Genomic DNA, 20,928 nt, shown 5'->3' on the forward strand with positions numbered 1-20,928 from the left:
CTTATTGCGGAACCGTCGGGGCGTCGCCGCCGATGGTCGTCCGCTGCATCAGTCGCTTGTGCTTGGTGGCGTCGTAATAAGTCGCGCGATGCAGGACGGCGCGGTTGTCCCACACGATCACGTCGCCTTCGCGCCAGGCGTGCGAGAGCATGAACTCCGGCTGCTCGGCACGCTGCGCCAGTTCCCAGAGGATCGCCTTGCCGATCGGCTCGGGCCAATCGACGATGTGGCCGGCATGGGCGCCGATATAGAGCGCCCGGCGGCCGTTGATCGGATTGTCGCGAAACAGGCGCTGCTTGACCGGCGGCAGTTCGGACAACGACTTGGCACTCAGGATTCCCTTCTGCACACGATCGCGCGAATGGGCGAGCGCATGTTCGGCGATTAGCGGATGGATCGTCGCCTGCAGGGCGGGCGGCAGCGCGTCCCACGCCGCGCGCATGCTGAGGAATTCGGTATTGCCACCTTCGGGCGGACAGATGCGCGCCGTCAGCACCGAGCAGAGCGAGGGGATGCGCTTGAAGGACGAGTCGGAGTGCCAGAAGTAGTTGGCCTTCTGGTAGATCATGCGCATGTCGTCGGGTGGGATCGGCTCGCCCGTCATGATGTCGAGGTTCGACTGGCGCGCGAACTTGGTGCCGGCGGCCGGGTTGGCGCTGCCCGTCGTCTCCAGCGGCCCGAAATTCTCGCTGAAGGCGATCTGCTTGTCGTCGTCCATTGGCTGGTCGCGGAAGAGGAGCACGGAATGCTCCTCGAAGGCGGCCCGGATCGGCCCGAACTCACGCGCCGAAAGCGGACGTGTGATGTCGATCCCTGAAACTTCCGCGCCGAACAGGGGGTGGAGCTTGCGGACTTCGATGCTGCTGGTGTTGCGCATGGCGCCTGCTTCCTTCGCCTAGTCGACAATCGCCTGATAGGTGAGCACGCGCAGTTCGCGGCGGATCGGATAGGTCGAGGAGGGCATGAGCTGCGTCAGCAGCACCACCGCCATATCCTCCGCCGGGTCGATCCAGAAGGCGGTCGACGCGGCGCCACCCCAGGCGAACTCGCCGGGCGTGCCGGCGATATAGGCCTTGGCCGGGTCGATCATCACCGAAAAGCCCAGCCCGAAGCCGATGCCGGTATAGGTCGATTCCGAGAAGCGTGGCGTGCCCATGTCGGCCATGTCGCCGTTCAAGTGATTCATGGTCATCAGCTCGACCGTCTTGCGGCCGAGCAGACGCACACCGTCGAGTTCACCCTTGTTCAGCATGAACTGGCAGAAGCGCAGATAATCGGCGGCCGTCGAAACCAGACCGCCACCGCCGGAGTTCACCTTGCGCGGCGCGAGGTAGCGGCTCTTGGTCGGATCGTCGATCAGGTCGAGCTTGCCGCCGGCACCGGCCGAGTAGTTGGCCGCGAAGCGGTCGTGCTTTTCCTTCGGCACATGGAAGTCGGTATCGATCATGCGAAGCGGATCGATGACCTTCTCCTTGAGGTATTTCTCGAAGGGCTGGCCGGAGATCACCTCGACCAGGTAGCCCAACACATCGGTCGCCACCGAATAGTTCCACGCCTTGCCAGGCTGCGCGATCAGGGGAATCGTCGCCAGCTTCTCGACGACCTGCTTGAGGCTGGTATCGGCGGTCTGGAAATCGACGCCGTCCTTGGCGCGGTAGGCAGCGTCGACCGGCGTGCTTTCCATGAAGCCATAGGTCAGGCCCGACGTATGGGTCAGCAGATCGCGGAAGTTGATCTCGCGCTCGGCCGGCACCGTTTCCATCTTGCCGCGGCTGCCGCCGACATAGACGCGCGGATTGGCGAAGGCGGGAATGAACTTCGAGATCGGATCGTCGAGCTGAAAGCGGCCTTCCTCGTAGAGCATCATGATTGCAGTCGAGGTGAGCGGCTTGGTCATCGAATAGATGCGGAAGATCGTGTCGGGCCGCATCGGCTTGTCGCGTGCAACATCCGCCTTGCCGTAGACCTCGGCGAAGGCGAGCTGGCCCTTGCGCATGACGCAGGTGACCATGCCGGCGAGTTTTCCGCTGTCGACCCACTGATGCATCCATGTCCGCACGCGATCGAGCCGCGCTGCGGAAAGTCCGACCTGTTCGGGGGTAACGAGCGGCAGCGTGTCCATGGCGATCCTCCTATGAGCCCCGCTAGACTAGCGCAGGACGCCAGGATTCAGACACGCAAAAGACAGGAGGGAGCAATGGCGAGATTGTGCGAAGGACGGGTGGCGATCGTGACCGGCGGTGCACGCGGTGTGGGCCGGGAACATTGCCTGATGCTGGCCGAGCATGGCGCCAAGGTGGTCGTGAACGACCTGGGCGGTGATCGCGCGGGCAAGGGCAACGATGTCGGCCCGGCGCAGCAGGTCGTGAACGAGATCAAGGCCAAGGGCGGCGAGGCCGTGGCCAATGGCGACGACGTCTCCGACTGGAACGGCGCCAAGAACATGATCGACCAGGCTGTCTCGGCTTTCGGCAAGCTTGATGCCATCGTGCTGAACGCCGGCATCCTGCGCGACCGCATGCTGGTCAACATGAGCGAGGACGAGTGGGATGCCGTCATCAAGGTGCATCTCAAGGGCACCTTCGCGCCAGCCCGCCACGCTGCTGCTTATTGGCGTGACCAGGCCAAGCTGAAGGGTGGCCCGGTCGATGCACGCATTGTCACCACCACGTCGGTCTCGGGCATCTACGGCAATATCGGTCAGACCAACTACGGTGCGGCCAAGGCGGGCATCGCTTCCTTCACCGTCATCGCTGCGCGCGAGCTCGGCCGCTACGGCATCACGGTCAATTCGATCTCGCCGTCGGCGTTCACGCGCATGACCGAGGATTTGCGCGAGTACACCGAGGAGGACAAGAAACGCCGCGATCCGAAGTGGATTGCGCCGGTCGCCACGTGGCTCGTCAGCGAAGACAGCCGCGAAGTCACGGGCCGCGTCTTCCAGGCGGGCAACGGCATCTTTGCGGTGGCCGAAGGCTGGCACAAAGGCCCCGAGGTCGAGCAGATCATGGACCCGCATCAGGCAGGCAAGGTGCTGGGCGAGATCGCCAAGAAGGCGCGCAAGAACGCCGGCATGAACGGTCTCGATCTCGACTAGAGCTTCGTGCCTCTCAGGCGGCGTGCTCCCGTAGGAGCGCGCTTGCCCAGTCGACGAACACCTGAAGTCGACGCGACAGATGGCGCCGGTGCGGATAGAGAATATGCACCGGCATCGGCGCCGCCCGGAGATGAGGCAGGACCTCGACGAGTTCGCCGGCCGCGAGGTGGCTGCGGACGTCGTAGAGGGGAATCTGGATCAGCCCCAGTCCGGCCAGGCAGCAGGCGATGTAGGCTTCGGCATTGTTCACGGTGATGCGTGTCGGTATCGGCCGCCTCCTGACCATGCCGTCTTCGAGCCATTCCCACTCTTCGATCCTACCGCTGGTCGGCGAGGCATAGCCAACGGCGACGTGGCGCTCGAGATCGTCGATCGTCTCCGGCGTGCCGTGCTTGTGCAGGTAAGACGGGCTTGCGCAGTTGCATAAGGTGATGTCGCCGACCTTGCGGGCGACGAGGCTCGAATCGCCCAACGGTCCAACGCGCACCGCGCAGTCGACACCTTCATGCACCAGGTCGATGGCGCGATCGGTGACACCCAGCTCCAGTTCGATCTCGGGATAGCGGCGGAAGAAATCGGGAAGCGCCGGCGCAAAGATCAGGCGGCCCATACGGCCCGGCACATTGACCGACAATCTGCCGGCGGGAAGGCTGGACGACTGCCGGAACAGGCCTTCGACCTCTTCATAATCGCCGAGGAGACGCTCGCAGCGTTCATAGAAGGCGATACCTTCCTGTGTCGGCGCCACGCGGCGCGTCGTGCGGGCGAGAAGCCGTGCGCCGATACGGGCCTCGAGTTCCTGGATGGCCATCGAGACCGACGAGCGCGGCATTTGCAGGGTTGCCGCCGCCTTGGTGAAGCTGCCGCACTGAACGATGCGGGCGAAGATTCGCAGGCTTTCGATGCGATCCATAACGCGGCCAATTGTTTGGTCTATCCGACAAGTGATGTCGGTTTTGGCCACTTTATTCCAATCAGATGAACGATCAAGTTGAGGTCATTCGTCCAGACAACGAAGGAGCCTCATCGATGGTCGACCACAGCCTCAAGGGCAAAACCGCACTGATCGCCGGCGGAGCCAAGAATCTGGGCGGCCTCATCGCCCGCGATCTGGCGGAACACGGCGCGAAGGCCGTCGCGGTTCACTACAACAGCGCCGCTAGCAAGGCAGAGGCGGACGCAACGGTCGCTGCCGTGCAGGCGGCCGGCGCCAAGGCGGTGGCGCTGCAGGCCAACCTCACCAGCGCGGGCGCGATGGAGAAGCTCTTTGCGGATGCCATTGCCGCTATCGGGCGTCCGGACATCGCCATCAACACCGTCGGCAAGGTGCTGAAGAAGCCGATCGTCGAGGTTTCCGAGGCAGAGTACGACGAGATGAGCGCGGTGAACGCAAAGTCGGCCTTCTTCTTCCTCAAGGAGGCCGGCAAGCACGTCAACGACAACGGCAAGATCTGCACGCTCGTCACGTCACTGCTCGGCGCCTTCACGCCGTTCTATGCGGCCTATGCAGGGACCAAGGCGCCGGTGGAGCATTTCACCCGGGCAGCCTCGAAGGAGTTCGGCGAGCGTGGCATCTCCGTGACGGCAATCGGCCCCGGCCCGATGGACACGCCCTTCTTCTATCCGGCCGAAGGGGCGGACGCGGTCGCCTATCACAAGACGGCGGCAGCTCTCTCGAAGTTTACCAAGACCGGCCTCACCCACATCGAGGACATCGTCCCCTATATCCGCTTCATGGTGTCCGATGGCTGGTGGATGACCGGCCAGACCATCCTGGTCAACGGCGGCTATACTACGAAGTAGAATGGTTCAGCTTCCCGTCGATCCCGCGCCGAGATCCTATCCGCCATTCGTCTCCCTGCTGCGTCGCTCGGCGCGACGATGGGGAGGCGTCGGCTCGGTCGTGGGCTTCGAGGCGATCGAAGCCTGGCTGCTGGGCAATGCCGCGGCAGAGGACGACACCCTGCCGTGCTTCGAAGAGCTCGTTTGGCGGCTGGTGACGGCCGGCCTGCCGCTCGACCGCGCCAGCCTGCATGTCGGGACCCTGCATCCGCAGGTCTACGGCTTCGCCTGGAACTGGAACGCCGCCGACGGCTTCTGCGACGAGGTCAAGGTCAGCGAAGACGCCCTGCAATCCGACGCCTATCGACGCAATCCGCTGGCCGGTGTCATCGAACGGGGGCAGGCCTATCGCGGCAAGACCACCGATCCCGAGGCGGTGGCGCGCCACCCGCTGATGGCCGAGCTGGCAGGACAAGGGATCGTCGAATACCTCGCACTGCCGCTCCGGGCCGGCGGCCGGTATCACAACGCTGCGACAGTCGCGACCTCGTGCGAGGGCGGTTTCTCCGATGCGCAACTGTCCGCGTTGCAGCGGGTCCTGAAGCTCTTCGCCCTGCATGTCGAGCGGCAGATCCAGCGGCGCATCGCGGGCAACGTGCTCGATACCTATCTCGGCGTGGCGGCCGGTGGTCGCGTGCTCGACGGCCTCATCAAGCGCGGCGCCGGCGAGCCGATTCAGTCTGTGATCTGGGTGTCGGACCTGCGCGGCTTCACCGACCTGTCGGAACGGCTGTCCGGGCCGGACATGATCACGCTGCTCAATGCCTACTTCGGATGCCTGGCCGGCGCCGTGCTCGACCATGGCGGGGAGGTGCTGAAGTTCATCGGTGATGGGCTCCTGGCCGTCTTCCCCTTCACGACCTTCGCGACGGAGCAGGCGGCGGCGCAGGCGGCTCTCGCTGCTGCCGAGCAGGCCTGCGCGGACCTGGAGCGGCTGAACGCGGCACCGCCGGCGGAGATCGCCGCCATCAAGGGCTGGCATCCGCTGCGTACCGGGATCGCCTTGCACGATGGCGAAGTGTTCTTCGGCAATGTCGGCGCCCCCGGACGCCTCGACTTCACCGTGATCGGCCGCGCCGTCAACGCGGCAAGCCGGGTCGAAGCCCTCAGCAAGTCGCTCGGGCGCACCATCCTCATCACCGAGACGGTCGCAGCCCGTCTCGACCGGCCGCTCGACGATCTCGGGCGACACCCGTTGCGCGGCGTGGCGCAGCCGGTCGCGATCTTCAGCCCTAAAGCATGATGTGTGGTTCTGCCGCCGTCCGTTCGCGCGTATGAGTTGAGATGGGACCGCGAACGGTCCCATCTCAACTCATACCGCCCTAGGCCCGCTTAGCGGAAAAGAACAGACTGCCTCCTTTCGCCGCTTGAGCAGGGCGGCCGGGCCGGGCATGTGTCTGATCGACTAGTGTGGGAGGTTCAAGATGAAGACCAAATTCAATCGTCGCTCCATTTTGGCGGCAAGCGCCGCTGCAGCTCTCGCGCCCGGCGCCGCGCTCTTTCCGGGCCAGGCCGGAGCGCAGGCATGGCCCAACAAGCCGATCCGCTGGGTCGTGCCTTACACGGCGGGCGGCCTCACCGATTCGGTGACGCGCCTCACCCTGGAGAAGACCAACGTCGGTCAGACCTTCGTGGTCGACAACAAGCCCGGTGCCAACTCGCTGATCGGTGCCGAAATCGTCGCGAATGCCCCACCCGATGGCTACACCTTCCTGACCGTCATTGCTGCCCATGCGGCGAACAAGACGCTCTACGAAGGCAAGCTGAAGTTCGATCCGGTGGCGAGCTTCGCGCCGGTGTCGCTGGTCGGCATCGCGCCGATCATGATCCTCGTCAGCAACGACATGCCGGTAAAGAGCGTCGGCGAGCTGATCGACTACGCCAAGAAGAACCCGGGCAAGATCTCGTTCGGCTCCTCGGGCGTGGGCGCGGCCGCCCATCTCTCGACGGAACTGATCATGCAGGTCACCGGCACCAAGATGGTGCATGTGCCGTACAAGGGCACGGCGCCGGCGCTGGCCGATCTGATGTCGGGCAACCTACAGCTCCTGCTCGACGTGCCGATCGGCACGATGAGTCAGGTGCGTGCCGGCAAGGTCCGGGCGCTCGCCATGATGTCGAAGGATCGCGTGCCGGGCGCCGAAGACATCCCAACCATCGTCGAGTCGGGCGGCCCGCTGATCGAATCCTCGAGCTGGGTGATGTTCATGGCGCCGGCCAACACGCCGAAGGACATCGTCGACAAGCTGGGTGCCGAAGTCGCCAAGGCCGTGAAGGACGAGGCGTTGCGCAAGCGGCTGGCCGAGCAGGCCGTGATCCCGGTCGGCGCGACGCCGGCGGAGACGGCGAAGTTCCTGAACGACGAAGTCGAGAAGTGGCGGAAGGTGATCACCACCGCCGGCGTGAAGATCGAAGCCTAAAGCCGTTCCCTTTCACAGGGAAACGGCGAACGTTCACGAAGCAGGCGGCGCCTTCTCGAGGAAGAAGGCGCCGGGGCGCGACAGCCGCTAGAAATCTGCGGTCAACGACAGCCTGAAAGTTTGCGGCGCTCCGACGCTGAGCGTGGTCGCCCCGAAGCCGCCTGCCCAGTAGTTGGTGTCGAAGAGATTTTCGACGTTGAAGCGAGCGACAAGGAGCTTTCCTTTGGCGCCGGGGTTCTCGAACGTATAACGAGCCCCGACATCGAAGCGCGTCCAGGCCGCCAGGCTGCGCCGAGGCCAGGTCGCATCGATGTACTGCGAGCCCGTGTAGACCATACGACCGTTGAGCGTGAGACCGGGCACGAACGGCAAGTCCCACTCGCCCGCCAGGCGTAGCTCGACGCTCGGGGCCATCGGCGCCGTCCAGCCATTCGTGACGCCGCCCTGGGTCTTGGTCAGGACAGCATCGAGAAACATCGCACCGCCCAGCAGGCGCACGCCTTCGATCGGTTCACCAAAGAAGTTGAGCTCGAGCCCCTGGTTGCGCTGCTCGCCGCCGAGATACTGCGTGTTGTTCGTGACGTTGGTCAGGATGCTCGGCTGGGTGATCTGGAAGAGGCTGGCCGTCGTGGTGAGCTTTCCCCAGTCGACCTTCACGCCGACCTCGAACTGCGTCGACACATAGGGAGCAAAGATCTCGCCGGCATTCGTGAAGGCCGGCCCGACGACGATGCCCTGCTGCAGGCCCTGAATGAAGTTGCCGTAGAGAGAGACATTGCTCCACGGCTTGACGACGAGCGCGACCGATGGCGTGAGCGCGCTCTGATCGTAGGTCGATGTCTGGGCGCCGGTGAGCACGTTGTAGTTGGTGGATCTGACCTGCTGCAGGCGGCCGCCGAGCGTGAGCTGGATGCGCTTGTCCGCCATCAACAGCGTGTCGGCGATTGCGAGGCTGGAGAGGGTGCTGGTCGCGGTCTTGTTGGCCGCGGGGTTCGCGAGATTTGGCCGCGCGACGATCAGCGGATCATAGATGGTCGTGGCATAGGCCGTGCCGTTGACCGCATTCGCTCCCTGGTCCTGCTGGAGCGTCGTGGCACTGAAGGCAAACTCGTGCCCGATCGGACCGGTATCGACCGTGCCGCGGATGCCTGCCTCGCCGGTCAGCCACGTCGAATAGATGTTCTGGGTCCGTGGCGTGGTCGTGGCGGCGCCGGACGCATTGTTGACGGCTACGTTGAACACGCCGAACTGTCCGTTGCGATAATCGTGTGCGCCGAACGTCGCGTAGGCGGTGATGCGCTCCGTCAGATCGAACTCACCCCTGACGATGCCGAAGATGTCCTTGCGTTCGTTGGTGCTCCACGGCTGTCCGCCGGGATTGCTGCGGGCGTCTGGCGCCCAGGGAACCGGAACATTGGCCCCCAAGGCGATGAACGGGATCAGTCCGTTGATGAACTGGTACTGGTAACCGAGATCGGCCGACAAGCGCACGCGCTCGCCGCGGAAATCCAGACCGAGAGTGGTCAAAGCCCTCTTGTCGCTGTTCCACTCCACGGCCGTTTGACCGGCGCGATAGACGCCGTTGAGCCGAACACCCACTTCCTTGTCTGGACCGACGCGGCGGCCGATATCGACATGGCCGCCGAACTGCGCCGTCGAATTATAGGATGCGGTGAACTGGGTCAGAGGATCGGGACCGGCGCGCTTGGCCACGAGATTGATCGTGCCGCCGACGGAACCGCCCGGCGGCATGCCGAACAGCATCGCGCTCGGCCCCTTGAGCACTTCGACTCGCTCGGCGAACTCGGGCATCACCGAGAGGTAGGGTGCCATGCCCTGCAATCCGCCGAGCATGGGCGAATCCAGAACGCTGAAGCCGCGGATGTACATGGCGTCGATGCCCGTGCTTCCGTCGGGATAGAACGATCTCACCGACGGATCGTCGATCAGGACATCTCGTATCGTCTTCGCCTGCTGGTCCTGCGCCTTCTTCGCCGTGTAGCTCGTCTGGTTGAAGGGGGTGTCCATCACGTCGCGATTGCCGAGCAGGCCGAGCTGGCTTCCCGTCGCGACCTGGCCGCCGGCATAGGGTGCCGGGATATTGTCGATCATCGCCTGCGACGGGACCGGATAACCCTGTACCTGCACGGGATCGAGCTGCAGCGTGGAGTCGCTGCTCTGACCTATGCGGTGCAGCGCGATCGTAGCGCCGCGCGATCCCGACCAGGAGAGGCCTGTCCCTGCGAGGAGCTGCTGCAGGGCAGCGTCGATCGTCATCGTGCCCTGTACGCCTTGCGTGGAGAGACCGCGTACCAGGGCGGCATCGGCGGTGATCTGCCGGCCGGATTGCTGACCGAACAACGGCAGGGCGCTGGCGAGTGATTGAGGAGGGATGTTGAACGTGCGTGTGTTCGCCGCTTGCGCCATCATCTGCGCCGAAGGCGGTGGCTCCTGCGCATGAGTTGTTGCTGTGTTTGCCGCTAAGGCAGCCAGAAGCGTCGACGCTCCCGCAACTACGCGGAAGCGCATCGCTCGAATGCGCATCTTCGTCACGCCAGACTCCATTCCCCAAGACTCAGAGCTGGCGCGATACGGCGGCGGCTCGCCCGGGAAAGGCGTCGCGTTGCTGCTCCCTTATCGATGCAACGACGTGGCTGCGCGAAATTCTAAAAATTCTTCGCGAGCCCTACGAACCGGAGACAACAAGGACCCACAGCGTGACACGGCGCACTTTCGCACCGTGAGCGCGCGCCATGCCGCGCAGTGCCTCTTCGGGGTCATCGAGATTGTAGGCTCCCGTGATGCGCAGATCACCGAGCGCGTCGTCAGTCAGGATGATGGCGCCTCCCCAATAACGGCGAAGCTCTTCGACGGCGTCCCGCAGGCTTCGATCCTGTGCGAGGAGCTGGCCCTGTCGCCAGCCGGCGATCAAATGCGGAGGCTCGTCCGCACGACGGATTTCGCCTTTACGCAGAACCTTCACCGATTGGCCGGCTTCGAGTCGCTCGGTTGCGGTGAATGCGCCCTCCGAGGCGCCAACCTGTACGACGCCCTCCTGCACGGCGACGCTGACGCCGCCTGACTCCCAACGGACGTCGAAACTGGTGCCGACCACCAAAGCCTGGACGTCACCTGCGACGACGCGGAACGGGCGCGCCTTGTCCGGTTTGACCTGGAAGAAGGCTTCGCCCTGCAGCAGCCGCACGCGCCGCTCGCCAGCCTCATAGGAAACCGCGATGGCGCTGGCGGGGGCCAGCGTCACTTCGCTGCCATCCTGCAATTCGAGATGACGCAATGCGGCCGTGCCCGTCGTGTAGTCGGACCGGAGTTGCACGAGCGCCGCGGGCGCGACCACAAGAGCGAGCGCTGCGGCGACAGCCGTCCCCATCGTGGCAAGCAGCCAACGCCGTTTCAGCGCATCGATTATCCCGGCAGCCCATACCGCTTGCGTCCGTGCTGCCCCGCGCTGTCCGGCCACGAAGGGACGCCACTTGTCGGCGTGGGCCGGGGTCGTCGCGGCCACCATGCCGGAGACATGACGGGTCGTCGCCCATGCCGCCTCGTTCAGCGGGCTCGCGGCGCGCCAGACCTCGAAGCGACGGCGTAGATTGTCGTCGCCAGGGTCCTCCTGCAGCAGGATGAGCCACTCGGTGGCCTCTCGGGAGGCGAGCTGCCGTGCCTGATCCGCCGTGTCCGCCGTTTCCTCCATCCCTTCCTCTTCGAGCCTCTTCTGGCGGAGTCCTATCTTGGTAACGATCCAGTCGCCTAGGATTCTTGAAATAGTTCAGGGCCATCCCAGGCGGTGTTTGCAGTGCTGCAACGCATCCGTCACCAGCACCTGGGCCAGTGGCAGGGAGATGCCGAGGAAGGCCGCGATCTCCCGCAGCTTGCAGCCACCGAACCGATGCATTTCGAAGGCGATCCGCGTGCGCTCCGGCAACTCGGCCAGGGCCTCGTCGAGCAGACGCAGTTCATCGCGATAGAGCGCGACGGCTTCCGGCGTCGATGGACTGTCAAGCGACACCGCCACATCGAGATCGAGCTTGGCGAAGATCTTGTCCTCGCGCGCGCCGCGGCGGCGTCCGTCGACCGCCAGATTGCGCACGATCCTGTAGAGGTAGGCGAGTGGTTCGCCGAGAAGCCGCTGGCGGGCAACCTCGTCGAAACGCAGCCAGGCTTCCTGGACCAGATCCTCCGCCTGCGCACGCGAGCCGACGATGCTGGTGGCGTAGTCGACCAGGGATCGGCGGTGCGCGATGAACAGGGATGTAGTGTCGAACGGCAAGGCAGGTGGACGTTAACGTAATTGCGAACCGTTCGCAATTGGATCTGCGGCGATCTTCAAGAGGAGCGAAACTGCGGCGTGAAGATCGATGCCTCTGGCGTGGGTCGATCCCCCGGGGCTGCAGTGTAGAGTCGTTCGGCAGTTCTTTGACGTGGCGTAGAATTTGCCTGAACCTCCGTGATGGCGCGATGCCGCCGAGGAGGATGGACTGTGCAAGGTTTGGTACGCCGAAGTCTGACCGCCGCTATCGCAACGCTGGCTGTAACGTGGCCGCTCGCAGCCATCGCACAAAGCACGCCGACGACGTTGCGCGCGGTGATGCATTCCGATCTCAAGGTCATCGATCCGATCTGGGTGTCGGCGCAGATCGCGCGAACGCACGGCTATCTGGTCTACGATACGCTGTTTGCGCTCGACGCCGACATGAAGGCGCAGCCCCAGATGGTCGACAGCTACAAGGTCAGCGACGACAAGCTCACCTACACCTTCGTCCTGCGTGATGGCCTGCAGTGGCACGATGGAAGGCCTGTTCTTGCGGCAGACTGCGTCCAATCGATCAAGCGCTGGGCCGAGCGCGACGGCGTCGGGCAGCGCCTGATGCAGGCCACCAAGGATCTCGAGGCCGTCGACGACAAGACGTTCCGCCTGACCCTCAAGGAGCCGTACGGCTTCGTCATCGAGTCGTTCGCCAAGCCCGGCAGCACGGCGCCCTTTATGATGCCCAAGCGCATCGCCGACACGCCGGGCACGCAACAGATACGCGACGCGACGGGATCGGGGCCCTTCATCTTCAAGGCCGACGAGTGGAAGCCGGGCGAGAAGGTCGTCTACGTCAAGAATCCCAACTACAAGCCGCGCGCCGAACCGCCGTCCGGGCTGGCGGGCGGCAAGGTCCCGAAAATCGACCGCATCGAATGGCTCGTGATGCCCGACGTGCAGACGGCGGTAAATGCGCTGCAGAACAACGAGATCGACGTCATCGAAGCGCTGCCACCCGACCTGCTGCCGATGCTGCAGGCCAACAAGTCGATCGTCTATCAGCGCGGCAAGTATCCCGGACAGTACACGTTCCGCCTCAACTGGCTGCATCCGCCCTTCGACAATCCGAAGATCCGCGAGGCTGCGGGCTATGCCATCGACCAGAAGCCCTTCCTCGATGCGCAGGTCGGCGACGAGAAATTCTATCAGGTGTGCAAGGCCTACTTCATCTGCGGCACGCCGCTCGCCACCACGGAAGGCATGGACGGCCGTCTGGAGGGCAACGTCGCCAAGGCGCGCGAACTCCTCAAGGCGGCAGGCTACGATGGAACGCCGGTCGTACTGATGCGGACGACCGATCTGGCGGCGCTCGTCAATCTCGCGCCTGTCGCCAAGGCGCAGCTCGAGAAGGCCGGTTTCAAGGTCGACATGCAATCGGCGGACTGGCAGACCACGGTCAGTCGGACGAACAAGCGGGATGCGCCGGCCAATGGCGGCTGGAACCTCTTCCTCACGAGCTGGGGTGCACTCGACTCCTCGAACCCGATCGTGTCGCAAAATCTCAACGCGTCATGTGAGAAGGCGACGCCGGGCTGGCCTTGCGACAAGAAGCTGGAGGAGCTGCGCGACCAGTTCGCGCGTGCGCCGGATCTTGAGCAGCAGAAGAAGATCGCGACGGAGATCCAGGTCCGTGCCGCGACCTTGGGCACGCATTATCCGCTCGGTGAGTGGTACGGCATGATGGTCCATCGCACCAACAGCAAGGGCTGGCTGCCGCCCATGAGCGCGATGCTGTTCTGGAATGCCGAGAAAACCGGGCCTTGATGCTTTGAGAAGATGCCATTGCGGCGCCGGTTCCCCGGCGCCGCAATGCTTTGCTCAGTTCGCGGCGAAGCAATAGAGCAGGCCGGCGCCGCCGGTGGCCACCAGCGAAGCGGCGTCGCACGCCCGCGACGGGTGCGAGGTGTTCCACGACTTCGACGCCTCGTCGTCGCGCAGCCCCATGCGGTCGGAATGGCCGACCATGGCATTGCCTTCGCCACTCTTGGTCCAGTTACCGCACGTCATGTCTTTGTCGGGCGGGAAGGCGGTACCGTTGGCCTGCGTGCCGGTCAGGATGTCGTGCTGGTTCACCGTGTAGAGCCGGCTCGGGATCAGGCGGCCGGTCTCGGCGACGACGGTCTCGGCCGCGATCTTGTTGTTGGGCGAGTGCAGGTCATCGACGCTGGTCGCGATCTGGACTCCTTTGGCATTGACCCATGGGCCTTTGCCGATGCGATCGCGTGCGTTGACCGCCGTCGCACCGCCCACCGCCTGCGTGCTGAGATAGGCACGCCATGTCTTGGCACCGGCGCCGGCTTTGGCTGCCAGGGTCTGGCAGTGGCGGTCGGCACCTTCGAGGCCACCATAGTTGGCGCCCTGCGGTCCGCCGACGCTGGTGACGAAGAAGGTCATCTCAGGAAACTGCGGCGGAGGCTGTTGGGCATAGGCTGAGGCGGCCAGCATCATCGTTGCCCCGGCCATCCCTGCCAGCGCGTGTCTGGTAAGTGTCATCGTTCTCTCCCTAGGCTTCTTGCTTGATTGACGCGGCTATCCTCGCGTCGCCTGGAGGAGAATCCCAAGTCACTTTCCCGTGGGTGGAGACAGGCCGGTCAAAGGAGAGGCGGCGGCCCGGCCATGGCGAGGGCGTTCTGGCCGAACAGGGCGCCCAGGATGTCGGGCGAGAACATGACATGCGCTTTCGCGGCATGGGCGTCACGGAACAGGCGCTGCATGGTGCCGCTGAGATAGAGACCGCTGGAGCCCTAGACCGTCATCAGAATATTCACGGCTTCGAGGCAAAGGCGCACCGAGAAGAACGCGTCGCGGCGGTAACGCAGCTCGTCCTCGTGCCGAGGCTCGCGGCCGGCGCGCGCTATCTCCATCGCGTGCGAGCAGACCGCTCGCATCATCATCTCCGCCGTGTCGATGTGTGCACCAGCCTTGGCCACCTTGATCTGGACGGTCACGCTGGCGCCGACCGGCTGCCCGGTGGTCGTGGCATTGCGTTTGCGCGCCGAGCCCGGGTGAGGTTTGCCATTCAGCGCCCACGCCGTGAGCGTGCGGTACTCCGGCACGAACAGGTTTCTGGTTGCGACATCCTTGGAGCCTGTGCCGGAGAGACCGACGGCATGCCAAGTGTCGATGATCTCGTATTGCGAGCGATGGACGAGCGCGAAGCGCTGATCGACCGGTGGGCCGTCGTCGCGCTCGCGCACAATGAAGGCCAGCATGTTCCAGTCGGAATTGTCGACGCCGGAGGAAAGCGGCCAGCGGCCAGAGACCTCGTAGCCGCCATCGACCTTGCGGCCGCGGCCGGCGGGGAAGGCGAGCGACGTGGCGATCAGCGTGTCGCGCGAGATGTCCCAGATCTCTTCCTGCGCCGCGGGCTGGTAGTAACCCAGCATCCAATGATGGCTGGCGAGATTGCCGAGGTTCCAGGCGGTCGAGGGACAGACGCGGGCGATCGCAGCGCATGTGTCGACGATAATGCCGACATCGAGATCGGCGCCGCCGACACGGGGAGGTTGGAGCATGCGGCAGAGGCCGGTGCGGTGGAGGTCGCGCTCGGTCTCGTCGGCAGAGTCGCCGACTTCGACCAGCCAACGGCCTGTTGCATGCGCATCCTTGTCCTCCCCGGGCGCTGCCTTGTTCTTGCCTCTAACGATGCGTGGCACCTGCCGGTCGGTCAAATAGCGGCATCCCCGCGTCGTTGTGCCGCCGTGGTCCATTCGTTCAAACACTTCCTCTGCAATCGACGGCGTCCTTGCGATGTCGATTGCAAAATCCTCGTTCTGTGCCGCTCTCCACCCAGACTTGTCCGGTACTTCACCAAGTCCGCAATCGAAGTCTACAAACAGGCCGACAGTCCTTGTGCAACCTCAAGGCTTTACTCGTTCGATGCGGTGGCGTTTGCTGCGCCCATGATCTCGCCTCTAAGTCTGGCGAACGGCCTCACGCTTCTGTTCGCTCTGCTCTGCCTCTGGACGTCTGCATCGCAGTCGCGCGGTGGCATAACGACTTTGGGTCGGTTGGCATTGCCGGGGGGCTTCTCCGTCATCGTCGCCCTCATGCTTCTGGCGAGTGTCTTCGAGACGAGCATCTTCCACGACGTGCTGTGGCTCGCGTCTTTCGTCGTCGGCTCGTTCCTCGGTCGTCGACGGGGCTGGGCGTTGCCGGTGCGCACCGACAAGACGACGGGACTCCTCTGGTTGCCGCGCACGATCGACGGCGTTGTCGCCTCGCTGATACTTGTCGCGGCGATGTCCATCGACTTCATCTCGGCGTTAGCCGGTGAGTTGATCGTCGAGCCGGCGTACATCGCGGCAATCAGCGCCCTGTGCGGCGGCTTCCTCGGCTACCGCGTCCTGGTGATCGCCCTGCGCAGCATCCGCCCCGGTGGCGGCCCGTCTGAGCTTTCCCGCCTGGCGTGACTTCTCCGACGTGCTTCAGCACTATGATCGGACACCCATCAAACAGGTGAACGATGTCGTTGAAGATCGAACGCGTGGATCATCTCGTTCTGAGCTGCCGGGATGTCGAGGCCACGGCCGACTGGTATCAGCGTGTCCTGGGCATGACCAAGCAGGTCTATGGACGAGAGCAGCGTATCGCGCTCTTCTTCGGCAACCAGAAGATCAATGTTCGCCCCACGGGCGACGAGAGCTGGGTGACATCCAAGGTCGACATACCCGGCGCGCTCGACCTGTGCTTCGTGACCACATCATCGCCGGTTGAAACGATTGCCCACTTCGAGGCGTGCGGCGTGAAGGTTGTCGAAGGTCCGACAACCCGCTCAGGTGCATTGGGTTCGTTCGTCTCGGTCTACTGCCACGATCCGGAAGGCAATCTGATTGAAGTCTCGTCCTACCCCGAGGCTTCGAACTAGAGTCCCTTCAGCGTCTCCACGACCTTCGCCTGCGGCCAGGTCCAGCCGCTCGCGCTTTCGTAGGCACGCATCGCCTGCAGGACGACATGATCGGCACGCGGGGCACCGATGATCTGCAGACCGACGGGGAGACCGGCCTTGGTGAGGCCTGCCGGCATCGACGCGGCGGGCTGGCCCGTGAGGTTGCACGGCAAGGTGTAGGGCGCGCCCTTGGTCCAGCGCGGAAACGCTTCTGAATTATAGAGCGTGTCGACCGGTGGCCCGGCGGTCGGCGCCACCGGCGCCAGCAGCAGATCGTACTGGCGGTGCCATAGAGCGAGATCGCGCGCCAGCTTGCTCTTGGCTTCGTAGCTCTTGGCATAGTCGGCCAGCGTGATGGCGAGGCCCTTCTCGGCGGCGGCGCGGAAGCCGGGGTCGAGCTTGCCATGGAGCTGCGTCGGGATCTGGCGGAAGCGGGTCGCGAAGCTGCCGATCCACAGCGGCTCGAAAGACAACTGCAACGGATCGATCAACGGACCGACATCCTCGACATGGGCGCCGAGGTCCTCGAAGCGTTTCGCGGCGGCGGCAACGAGATCGCGCACTTCGGGGTCGGCCTTCACATGGCCGAAGTCGAGGCTGAGGCCGATCTTCCAGCCGCGCACGCCGGCCTCGAGGCCGACCGTATAGTCGCGCGGCTCGGCGGGCAGCGATCGCCAGTCCCGCGCATCGGGTCCCGCCGTGATGTTCAGCGCCATGGCGGTGTCGAGCACGGTACGCGACAGCACGCCCTGGCTAATCACGTCGGCGAAGGGAGCATCGGCGGGATACTGCGGGATGCGTCCGAACGACGGCTTGAGACCGACCAGACCGGTATGGCCGGCGGGAATGCGGATCGAGCCGCCGCCATCGTTACCGTGGTTGAAAGGATTGATACCGGCGGCGGTGAGTGACGAGGCACCGCCCGACGAACCACCCGGCGAGTGCTCGAGATTCCATGGGCTACGGGTCGTGCCCTGCAGCGGCGAGTCGGTCAGCGCCTTCCAGCCGAACTCCGGCGTGGTGCTTTTCCCCAGCAAGATCATGCCGGCCGACTGCAACCTTTCGGCGACCGGGGCGCTCTCCTTGACCGGGGTTTCGTCGGTGGCGTGCGAGCCGTAGCGCGTCGGCCAGCCCTTCACGTTGGTGGTGTCCTTGATCGTCGTTGGGACGCCATCGAAGGGAGAAAGAGGCTGATTCTTCTGCCAGCGCGCTTCCGAAGCTGCTGCCGCAGCCTTGGCGCCAGCCTCGTCGATCATGACGAAGGCATTGAGATGAGGTTGCAGCTTCGCTGCACGAACCAGCATTGCGTCGATGACTTCGACAGGTGAAGCCTCCCGGCGCTGATAAAGTTTTGAGAGTTCCGCTGCGGAAAGCCAGTCAAATGATCGTTCAGACATGCGTATTTGGTCGGTTCTCGACGGTGTGTGGATGTTTCAAATTAGGGGGGCTTACGCAGTGTCGACTCTGATTTCTCGCAAGTCGAGAGCGTATTGGAGAGTGCGTGATGGAAACGATTACTGCTCTGGTCGCGGCCGGAGCTGCCCTCGGGCTTAGTTATATGATCGGCCGGTCGCTTACGGCCTCGACGCTTCTCGTCGCCCTCGGTGGCTTCGCGAGCGGCTTGGGTTTCGCCGTTCTCTTCTTCGTTCTTGCGGTGACCGTCGGCCATCTGGTGCCGGGTGTCTTCGAGCCATGGTTCGTCGGCGTCCACTTCATCGGGCTGGCTGTTATCGGGCCGATCCTTGGCGCGACTGTCGCGACCCTCGCACACCGTCACGTCGAGCGCGTCGACGCGGCCCGCCTGCCGTTCTAAGGCGGCGTCCCGGGCCTGCCATTCCTGGCAGGCATTCTTACACTCGAAATCTGCACCTTTCCCGCGCCTATCCGGCAACGCTAAGCTCGCGTCGAAGGGGGAGGGACCATGACCGAGGTGAAACTCGGCGCCGGCACGGCCGTGCGCATCGAGGAAAGCTACGAGCCCAACTTCGAAGCCAAGACGTTCTTTCCCGACTGGGATCCGGCCGTCGTGCAGCGCCATCGCGACTGGCTGTTGCCGGCGCATTACGACGAAGCGTCGGGCTGGCTGAAGCTCAGCGTCCATAGCTGGCTGCTGAAGGTCGACGGCAAGACCATCCTGATCGATACCTGTGTCGGCAATCACAAGCCGCGACCGCATCGGCCCAAGTGGCATCTCATGGAGACCAAATATCTCGAGCGGCTGAAGGCGTCCGGCGTCGAGCCCGATCAGGTCGACATGGTGATGTGCACTCACCTTCACGTCGATCATGTGGGCTGGAACACACGCCTCGACAACGGCCGTTGGGTGCCGACCTTCAAGAATGCCAAGTACGTCTTCAGCCGCGCCGACTACGATCACTATCTCAAGCTCGACAGCGATCCCAAGACCGGACCAGTCAACGCCGGCTCGTTCCGCGACTCGGTGCTGCCGGTGGTCGAAGCGGGTCTCACGCAGATGGTGGAGGGCGCGGCGCGCCTCGACGAGAACCTCGCGGTCGAACCGGCCCCCGGTCACACGCCCGGCACCATCGCCATCAAGTTCGAGTCGCGCGGTGAGAAGGCGCTATTCTGCGGTGACATCCTGCATCACGCCGTGCAGGTCTATCATCCCGAATGGAACAGCTTCGCCTGCGCCGACGCTGTCGGTGCACGCAAGAGCCGGCGCGAGGCACTGGAACATTGTGCCGGCAGCGGCGCACGCCTGATGCCTTGCCATTTCGGCGCGCCGTTCAGTTGCCATATCGACCACAAGGGCGACGGTTTCGTGCCGCGCTTCGACGCTGCCTTCTAAAAGGGGAAAAGAATGATCTACGAACTGCGTGTCTACAAATGCGTGCCGGGCCGTCTGCCGGCGTTGCTCAATCGCTTCGCCACCATCACGCTGAAGCTGTGGGACAAGCATGGCATCAAGCAGGCCGGCTTCTGGACAACCCTGGTCGGCGAGTCGAACCAGGAACTCTACTATCTGCTAGCCTGGGATTCGCTGGCCGACCGCGAGAAGAAGTGGAACGCCTTCGCGGCCGATCCTGATTGGCTGGCCAAGCGCGCCGAGACCGAGAAGGACGGCGCCATCGTCGCCAATGTCTCCAACCAGTTCCTGTCACCGACGGCGTTCTCGTCAGTGAAGTAGCTATCTGCCTTGAGGCCCGCGTCCTTCGCGAGGCGGGCCCAAAGTCCTCCTTGCGGCGGCCAGCGCCCCATGACGATGGTGCGACGGATCGGCTTGACCGTGTGGCAAGTATGCTAGGCTTTGCGGATCAAGGGAGGAAATGAAATGCAAAGAAGAACATTCGTGGGCGCGGGCAGCGCCGCGCTCGCAGCTCTCGCCGCCGGCCCGGCATTCGCTCAGAAGATCACCGGCGATGTGCGTTTCCTGTGCGGCTTCGCACCGGGCGGCACGGCCGATCTCCTGTCGCGCATCCTCGCGGAGGCGGTCGGGCCGGAAGTTGGCCAGAAGGTGATCGTCGACACCAAGACGGGCGCCAGCGGCTTCATTGCCAACGAGACGATCGCCAATGCGCCGCCGGATGGCCGCACGATCGGACTGGCTGCCATGGCAGCGCTCTGCGTGGCGCCGGTGATGCCGGGGCAGAAGCTGCCGATCAACGTCGATACCGACCTCACGCCGATCGCCAACGTCGCCGGCGTCTACAACATGCTGGTCGTCGGCAAGCACATGCAATATCGCACCGTGCCGGAGATCATCGACTTCGCGAAGAAGAATCCAGGCAAGCTCACCTATGCGTCGGCGGGCAACGGCACGTCGCAGCATCTGGCGGGCGAACTCTTCAAGAAGATGGCCGGCGTCAACATCCTGCACGTGCCCTATCGCGGTGGTGCGCCCGCCATCCAGGACATGATCGCGGGCAATTGCGACATGATGTTCGGCAACATGCCGGAGTTCCTGGGCCAGATCGGCGGTGGCGGCCTGATCCCGGTGGCCTTCGGGTCGCCGCGGCCCTCGCCACTCTTTCCCAACCTGCCGCTGATCTCGAAGTTCCTGCCGGGCTTCGAGGTGGTGAACTGGTTCGGCGTCTTCGGCTCCAAGGGCCTGCCGGCCGACCTGACCGACCTCTGGAACAAGGCGCTGCGTGCGGCCGTTGCCAAGCCGGAGGTGCAGAAGCGCTTTGTCGACAGCGGCATGGATACCGTGATCGGCTCGCCGGCCGAGTTCAAAACCACGATCATGGCCGATCGCAAGAAGTGGGCGGAGGTCATCAAGGAAGCGGGAATGCGCGCCGACTGAAGCGGCGATCTGAACTGGCAGGGAGGGCGGCTCTTTCCTCGACTCCGGTCCGGCGGGCTGGTAGCACTAAGTTGTCAGACAACTAGGCAACTC

Annotated in this window: 19 protein-coding genes and 1 pseudogene; 11 read left to right on the forward strand and 9 right to left on the reverse strand. The window is 64.2% G+C overall.

What is annotated here, in order from left to right; translation table 11 throughout:
• Position 1 precedes the first annotated feature (1 nt).
• Positions 2-877, reverse strand: a complete 876-nt coding sequence (locus EPO50_RS08730; RefSeq protein WP_296343001.1) for a TauD/TfdA family dioxygenase — start codon at positions 875-877, stop codon at positions 2-4.
• Between the two features lie 18 nt (positions 878-895).
• Positions 896-2,122, reverse strand: coding sequence for a serine hydrolase (locus EPO50_RS08735; RefSeq protein WP_296343003.1), 1,227 nt, complete (start codon positions 2,120-2,122; stop codon positions 896-898).
• A gap of 75 nt (positions 2,123-2,197) precedes the next feature.
• On the opposite strand from EPO50_RS08735, the gene EPO50_RS08740 reads away from it, so the two are divergent.
• Complete coding sequence (locus tag EPO50_RS08740) at positions 2,198-3,097, forward strand: SDR family NAD(P)-dependent oxidoreductase (protein ID WP_296343005.1); 900 nt, start codon at positions 2,198-2,200, stop codon at positions 3,095-3,097.
• A 13-nt stretch (positions 3,098-3,110) separates the two neighbouring features.
• On the opposite strand, the gene EPO50_RS08745 is transcribed toward EPO50_RS08740, so the two are convergent.
• Entirely contained in the window at positions 3,111-4,010 is a 900-nt protein-coding gene (locus tag EPO50_RS08745; protein WP_296343006.1) for a LysR family transcriptional regulator, read from the reverse strand.
• A gap of 116 nt (positions 4,011-4,126) precedes the next feature.
• On the opposite strand from EPO50_RS08745, the gene EPO50_RS08750 reads away from it, so the two are divergent.
• From EPO50_RS08750 to EPO50_RS08760, 3 genes are all read left to right on the forward strand, one after another.
• Entirely contained in the window at positions 4,127-4,900 is a 774-nt protein-coding gene (locus EPO50_RS08750; RefSeq protein ID WP_296343009.1) for an SDR family oxidoreductase, read from the forward strand.
• A 1-nt stretch (position 4,901) separates the two neighbouring features.
• Positions 4,902-6,182, forward strand: coding sequence for an adenylate/guanylate cyclase domain-containing protein (locus EPO50_RS08755; RefSeq protein WP_296343011.1), 1,281 nt, complete (start codon positions 4,902-4,904; stop codon positions 6,180-6,182).
• 181 nt (positions 6,183-6,363) lie between these two features.
• Positions 6,364-7,359: a tripartite tricarboxylate transporter substrate binding protein gene (locus EPO50_RS08760; protein WP_296343013.1), complete on the forward strand. Its 996-nt coding sequence runs from the start codon at positions 6,364-6,366 to the stop codon at positions 7,357-7,359.
• A gap of 87 nt (positions 7,360-7,446) precedes the next feature.
• On the opposite strand, the gene EPO50_RS08765 is transcribed toward EPO50_RS08760, so the two are convergent.
• The 3 genes from EPO50_RS08765 to EPO50_RS08775 all read right to left on the reverse strand — a co-directional run bounded on the left by EPO50_RS08765 (position 7,447) and on the right by EPO50_RS08775 (position 11,644).
• The gene (locus EPO50_RS08765; RefSeq protein WP_296343015.1) at positions 7,447-9,786 is read right to left on the reverse strand and encodes a TonB-dependent receptor; all 2,340 of its coding nucleotides are present in this window, start codon (positions 9,784-9,786) and stop codon (positions 7,447-7,449) included.
• Between the two features lie 259 nt (positions 9,787-10,045).
• Complete coding sequence (locus EPO50_RS08770; RefSeq protein WP_296343017.1) at positions 10,046-11,068, reverse strand: FecR domain-containing protein; 1,023 nt, start codon at positions 11,066-11,068, stop codon at positions 10,046-10,048.
• Positions 11,069-11,143: 75 nt separating this feature from the next.
• A complete protein-coding gene (locus EPO50_RS08775) occupies positions 11,144-11,644 on the reverse strand; it encodes a sigma-70 family RNA polymerase sigma factor (RefSeq protein WP_296343019.1) in 501 nt (166 codons plus the stop codon).
• Positions 11,645-11,854: 210 nt separating this feature from the next.
• Between EPO50_RS08775 and EPO50_RS08780 the strand changes: the two genes are divergently transcribed.
• Positions 11,855-13,447 carry an ABC transporter substrate-binding protein gene (locus tag EPO50_RS08780; protein ID WP_296343021.1) on the forward strand — a complete coding sequence of 531 codons (1,593 nt, stop codon included), beginning with the start codon at positions 11,855-11,857 and terminating at the stop codon, positions 13,445-13,447.
• Positions 13,448-13,501: 54 nt separating this feature from the next.
• Here the strand turns inward: EPO50_RS08780 and EPO50_RS08785 are convergent, their stop codons facing one another.
• Positions 13,502-14,131, reverse strand: coding sequence for a lectin (locus EPO50_RS08785; RefSeq protein ID WP_296343397.1), 630 nt, complete (start codon positions 14,129-14,131; stop codon positions 13,502-13,504).
• A gap of 143 nt (positions 14,132-14,274) precedes the next feature.
• Positions 14,275-15,393 (reverse strand): annotated as a pseudogene (locus tag EPO50_RS31525) (acyl-CoA dehydrogenase).
• Between the two features lie 192 nt (positions 15,394-15,585).
• On the opposite strand from EPO50_RS31525, the gene EPO50_RS08795 reads away from it, so the two are divergent.
• A complete protein-coding gene (locus EPO50_RS08795; RefSeq protein ID WP_296343022.1) occupies positions 15,586-16,095 on the forward strand; it encodes a hypothetical protein in 510 nt (169 codons plus the stop codon).
• 53 nt (positions 16,096-16,148) lie between these two features.
• Positions 16,149-16,550, forward strand: a complete 402-nt coding sequence (locus tag EPO50_RS08800; protein ID WP_296343024.1) for a VOC family protein — start codon at positions 16,149-16,151, stop codon at positions 16,548-16,550.
• On the opposite strand, the gene EPO50_RS08805 is transcribed toward EPO50_RS08800, so the two are convergent.
• Positions 16,547-17,968, reverse strand: a complete 1,422-nt coding sequence (locus tag EPO50_RS08805; protein WP_296343026.1) for an amidase family protein — start codon at positions 17,966-17,968, stop codon at positions 16,547-16,549. The two genes, EPO50_RS08800 and EPO50_RS08805, sit on opposite strands and share 4 nt — an antisense overlap.
• A gap of 107 nt (positions 17,969-18,075) precedes the next feature.
• Between EPO50_RS08805 and EPO50_RS08810 the strand changes: the two genes are divergently transcribed.
• The 4 genes from EPO50_RS08810 to EPO50_RS08825 all read left to right on the forward strand — a co-directional run bounded on the left by EPO50_RS08810 (position 18,076) and on the right by EPO50_RS08825 (position 20,835).
• Positions 18,076-18,384 carry a hypothetical protein gene (locus EPO50_RS08810; RefSeq protein WP_296343028.1) on the forward strand — a complete coding sequence of 103 codons (309 nt, stop codon included), beginning with the start codon at positions 18,076-18,078 and terminating at the stop codon, positions 18,382-18,384.
• A gap of 108 nt (positions 18,385-18,492) precedes the next feature.
• On the forward strand, positions 18,493-19,380 hold the full coding sequence (locus EPO50_RS08815) for an MBL fold metallo-hydrolase (RefSeq protein ID WP_296343030.1): 888 nt from the start codon (positions 18,493-18,495) through the stop codon (positions 19,378-19,380).
• A 12-nt stretch (positions 19,381-19,392) separates the two neighbouring features.
• Positions 19,393-19,719, forward strand: coding sequence for an NIPSNAP family protein (locus EPO50_RS08820; RefSeq protein WP_296343032.1), 327 nt, complete (start codon positions 19,393-19,395; stop codon positions 19,717-19,719).
• A gap of 144 nt (positions 19,720-19,863) precedes the next feature.
• A complete protein-coding gene (locus tag EPO50_RS08825; RefSeq protein ID WP_296343034.1) occupies positions 19,864-20,835 on the forward strand; it encodes a tripartite tricarboxylate transporter substrate binding protein in 972 nt (323 codons plus the stop codon).
• The last annotated feature ends 93 nt before the right edge of the window (positions 20,836-20,928 follow it).

Source organism: Reyranella sp., from assembly GCF_004297405.1.
Classification (GTDB): Bacteria; Pseudomonadota; Alphaproteobacteria; order Reyranellales; family Reyranellaceae; genus Reyranella.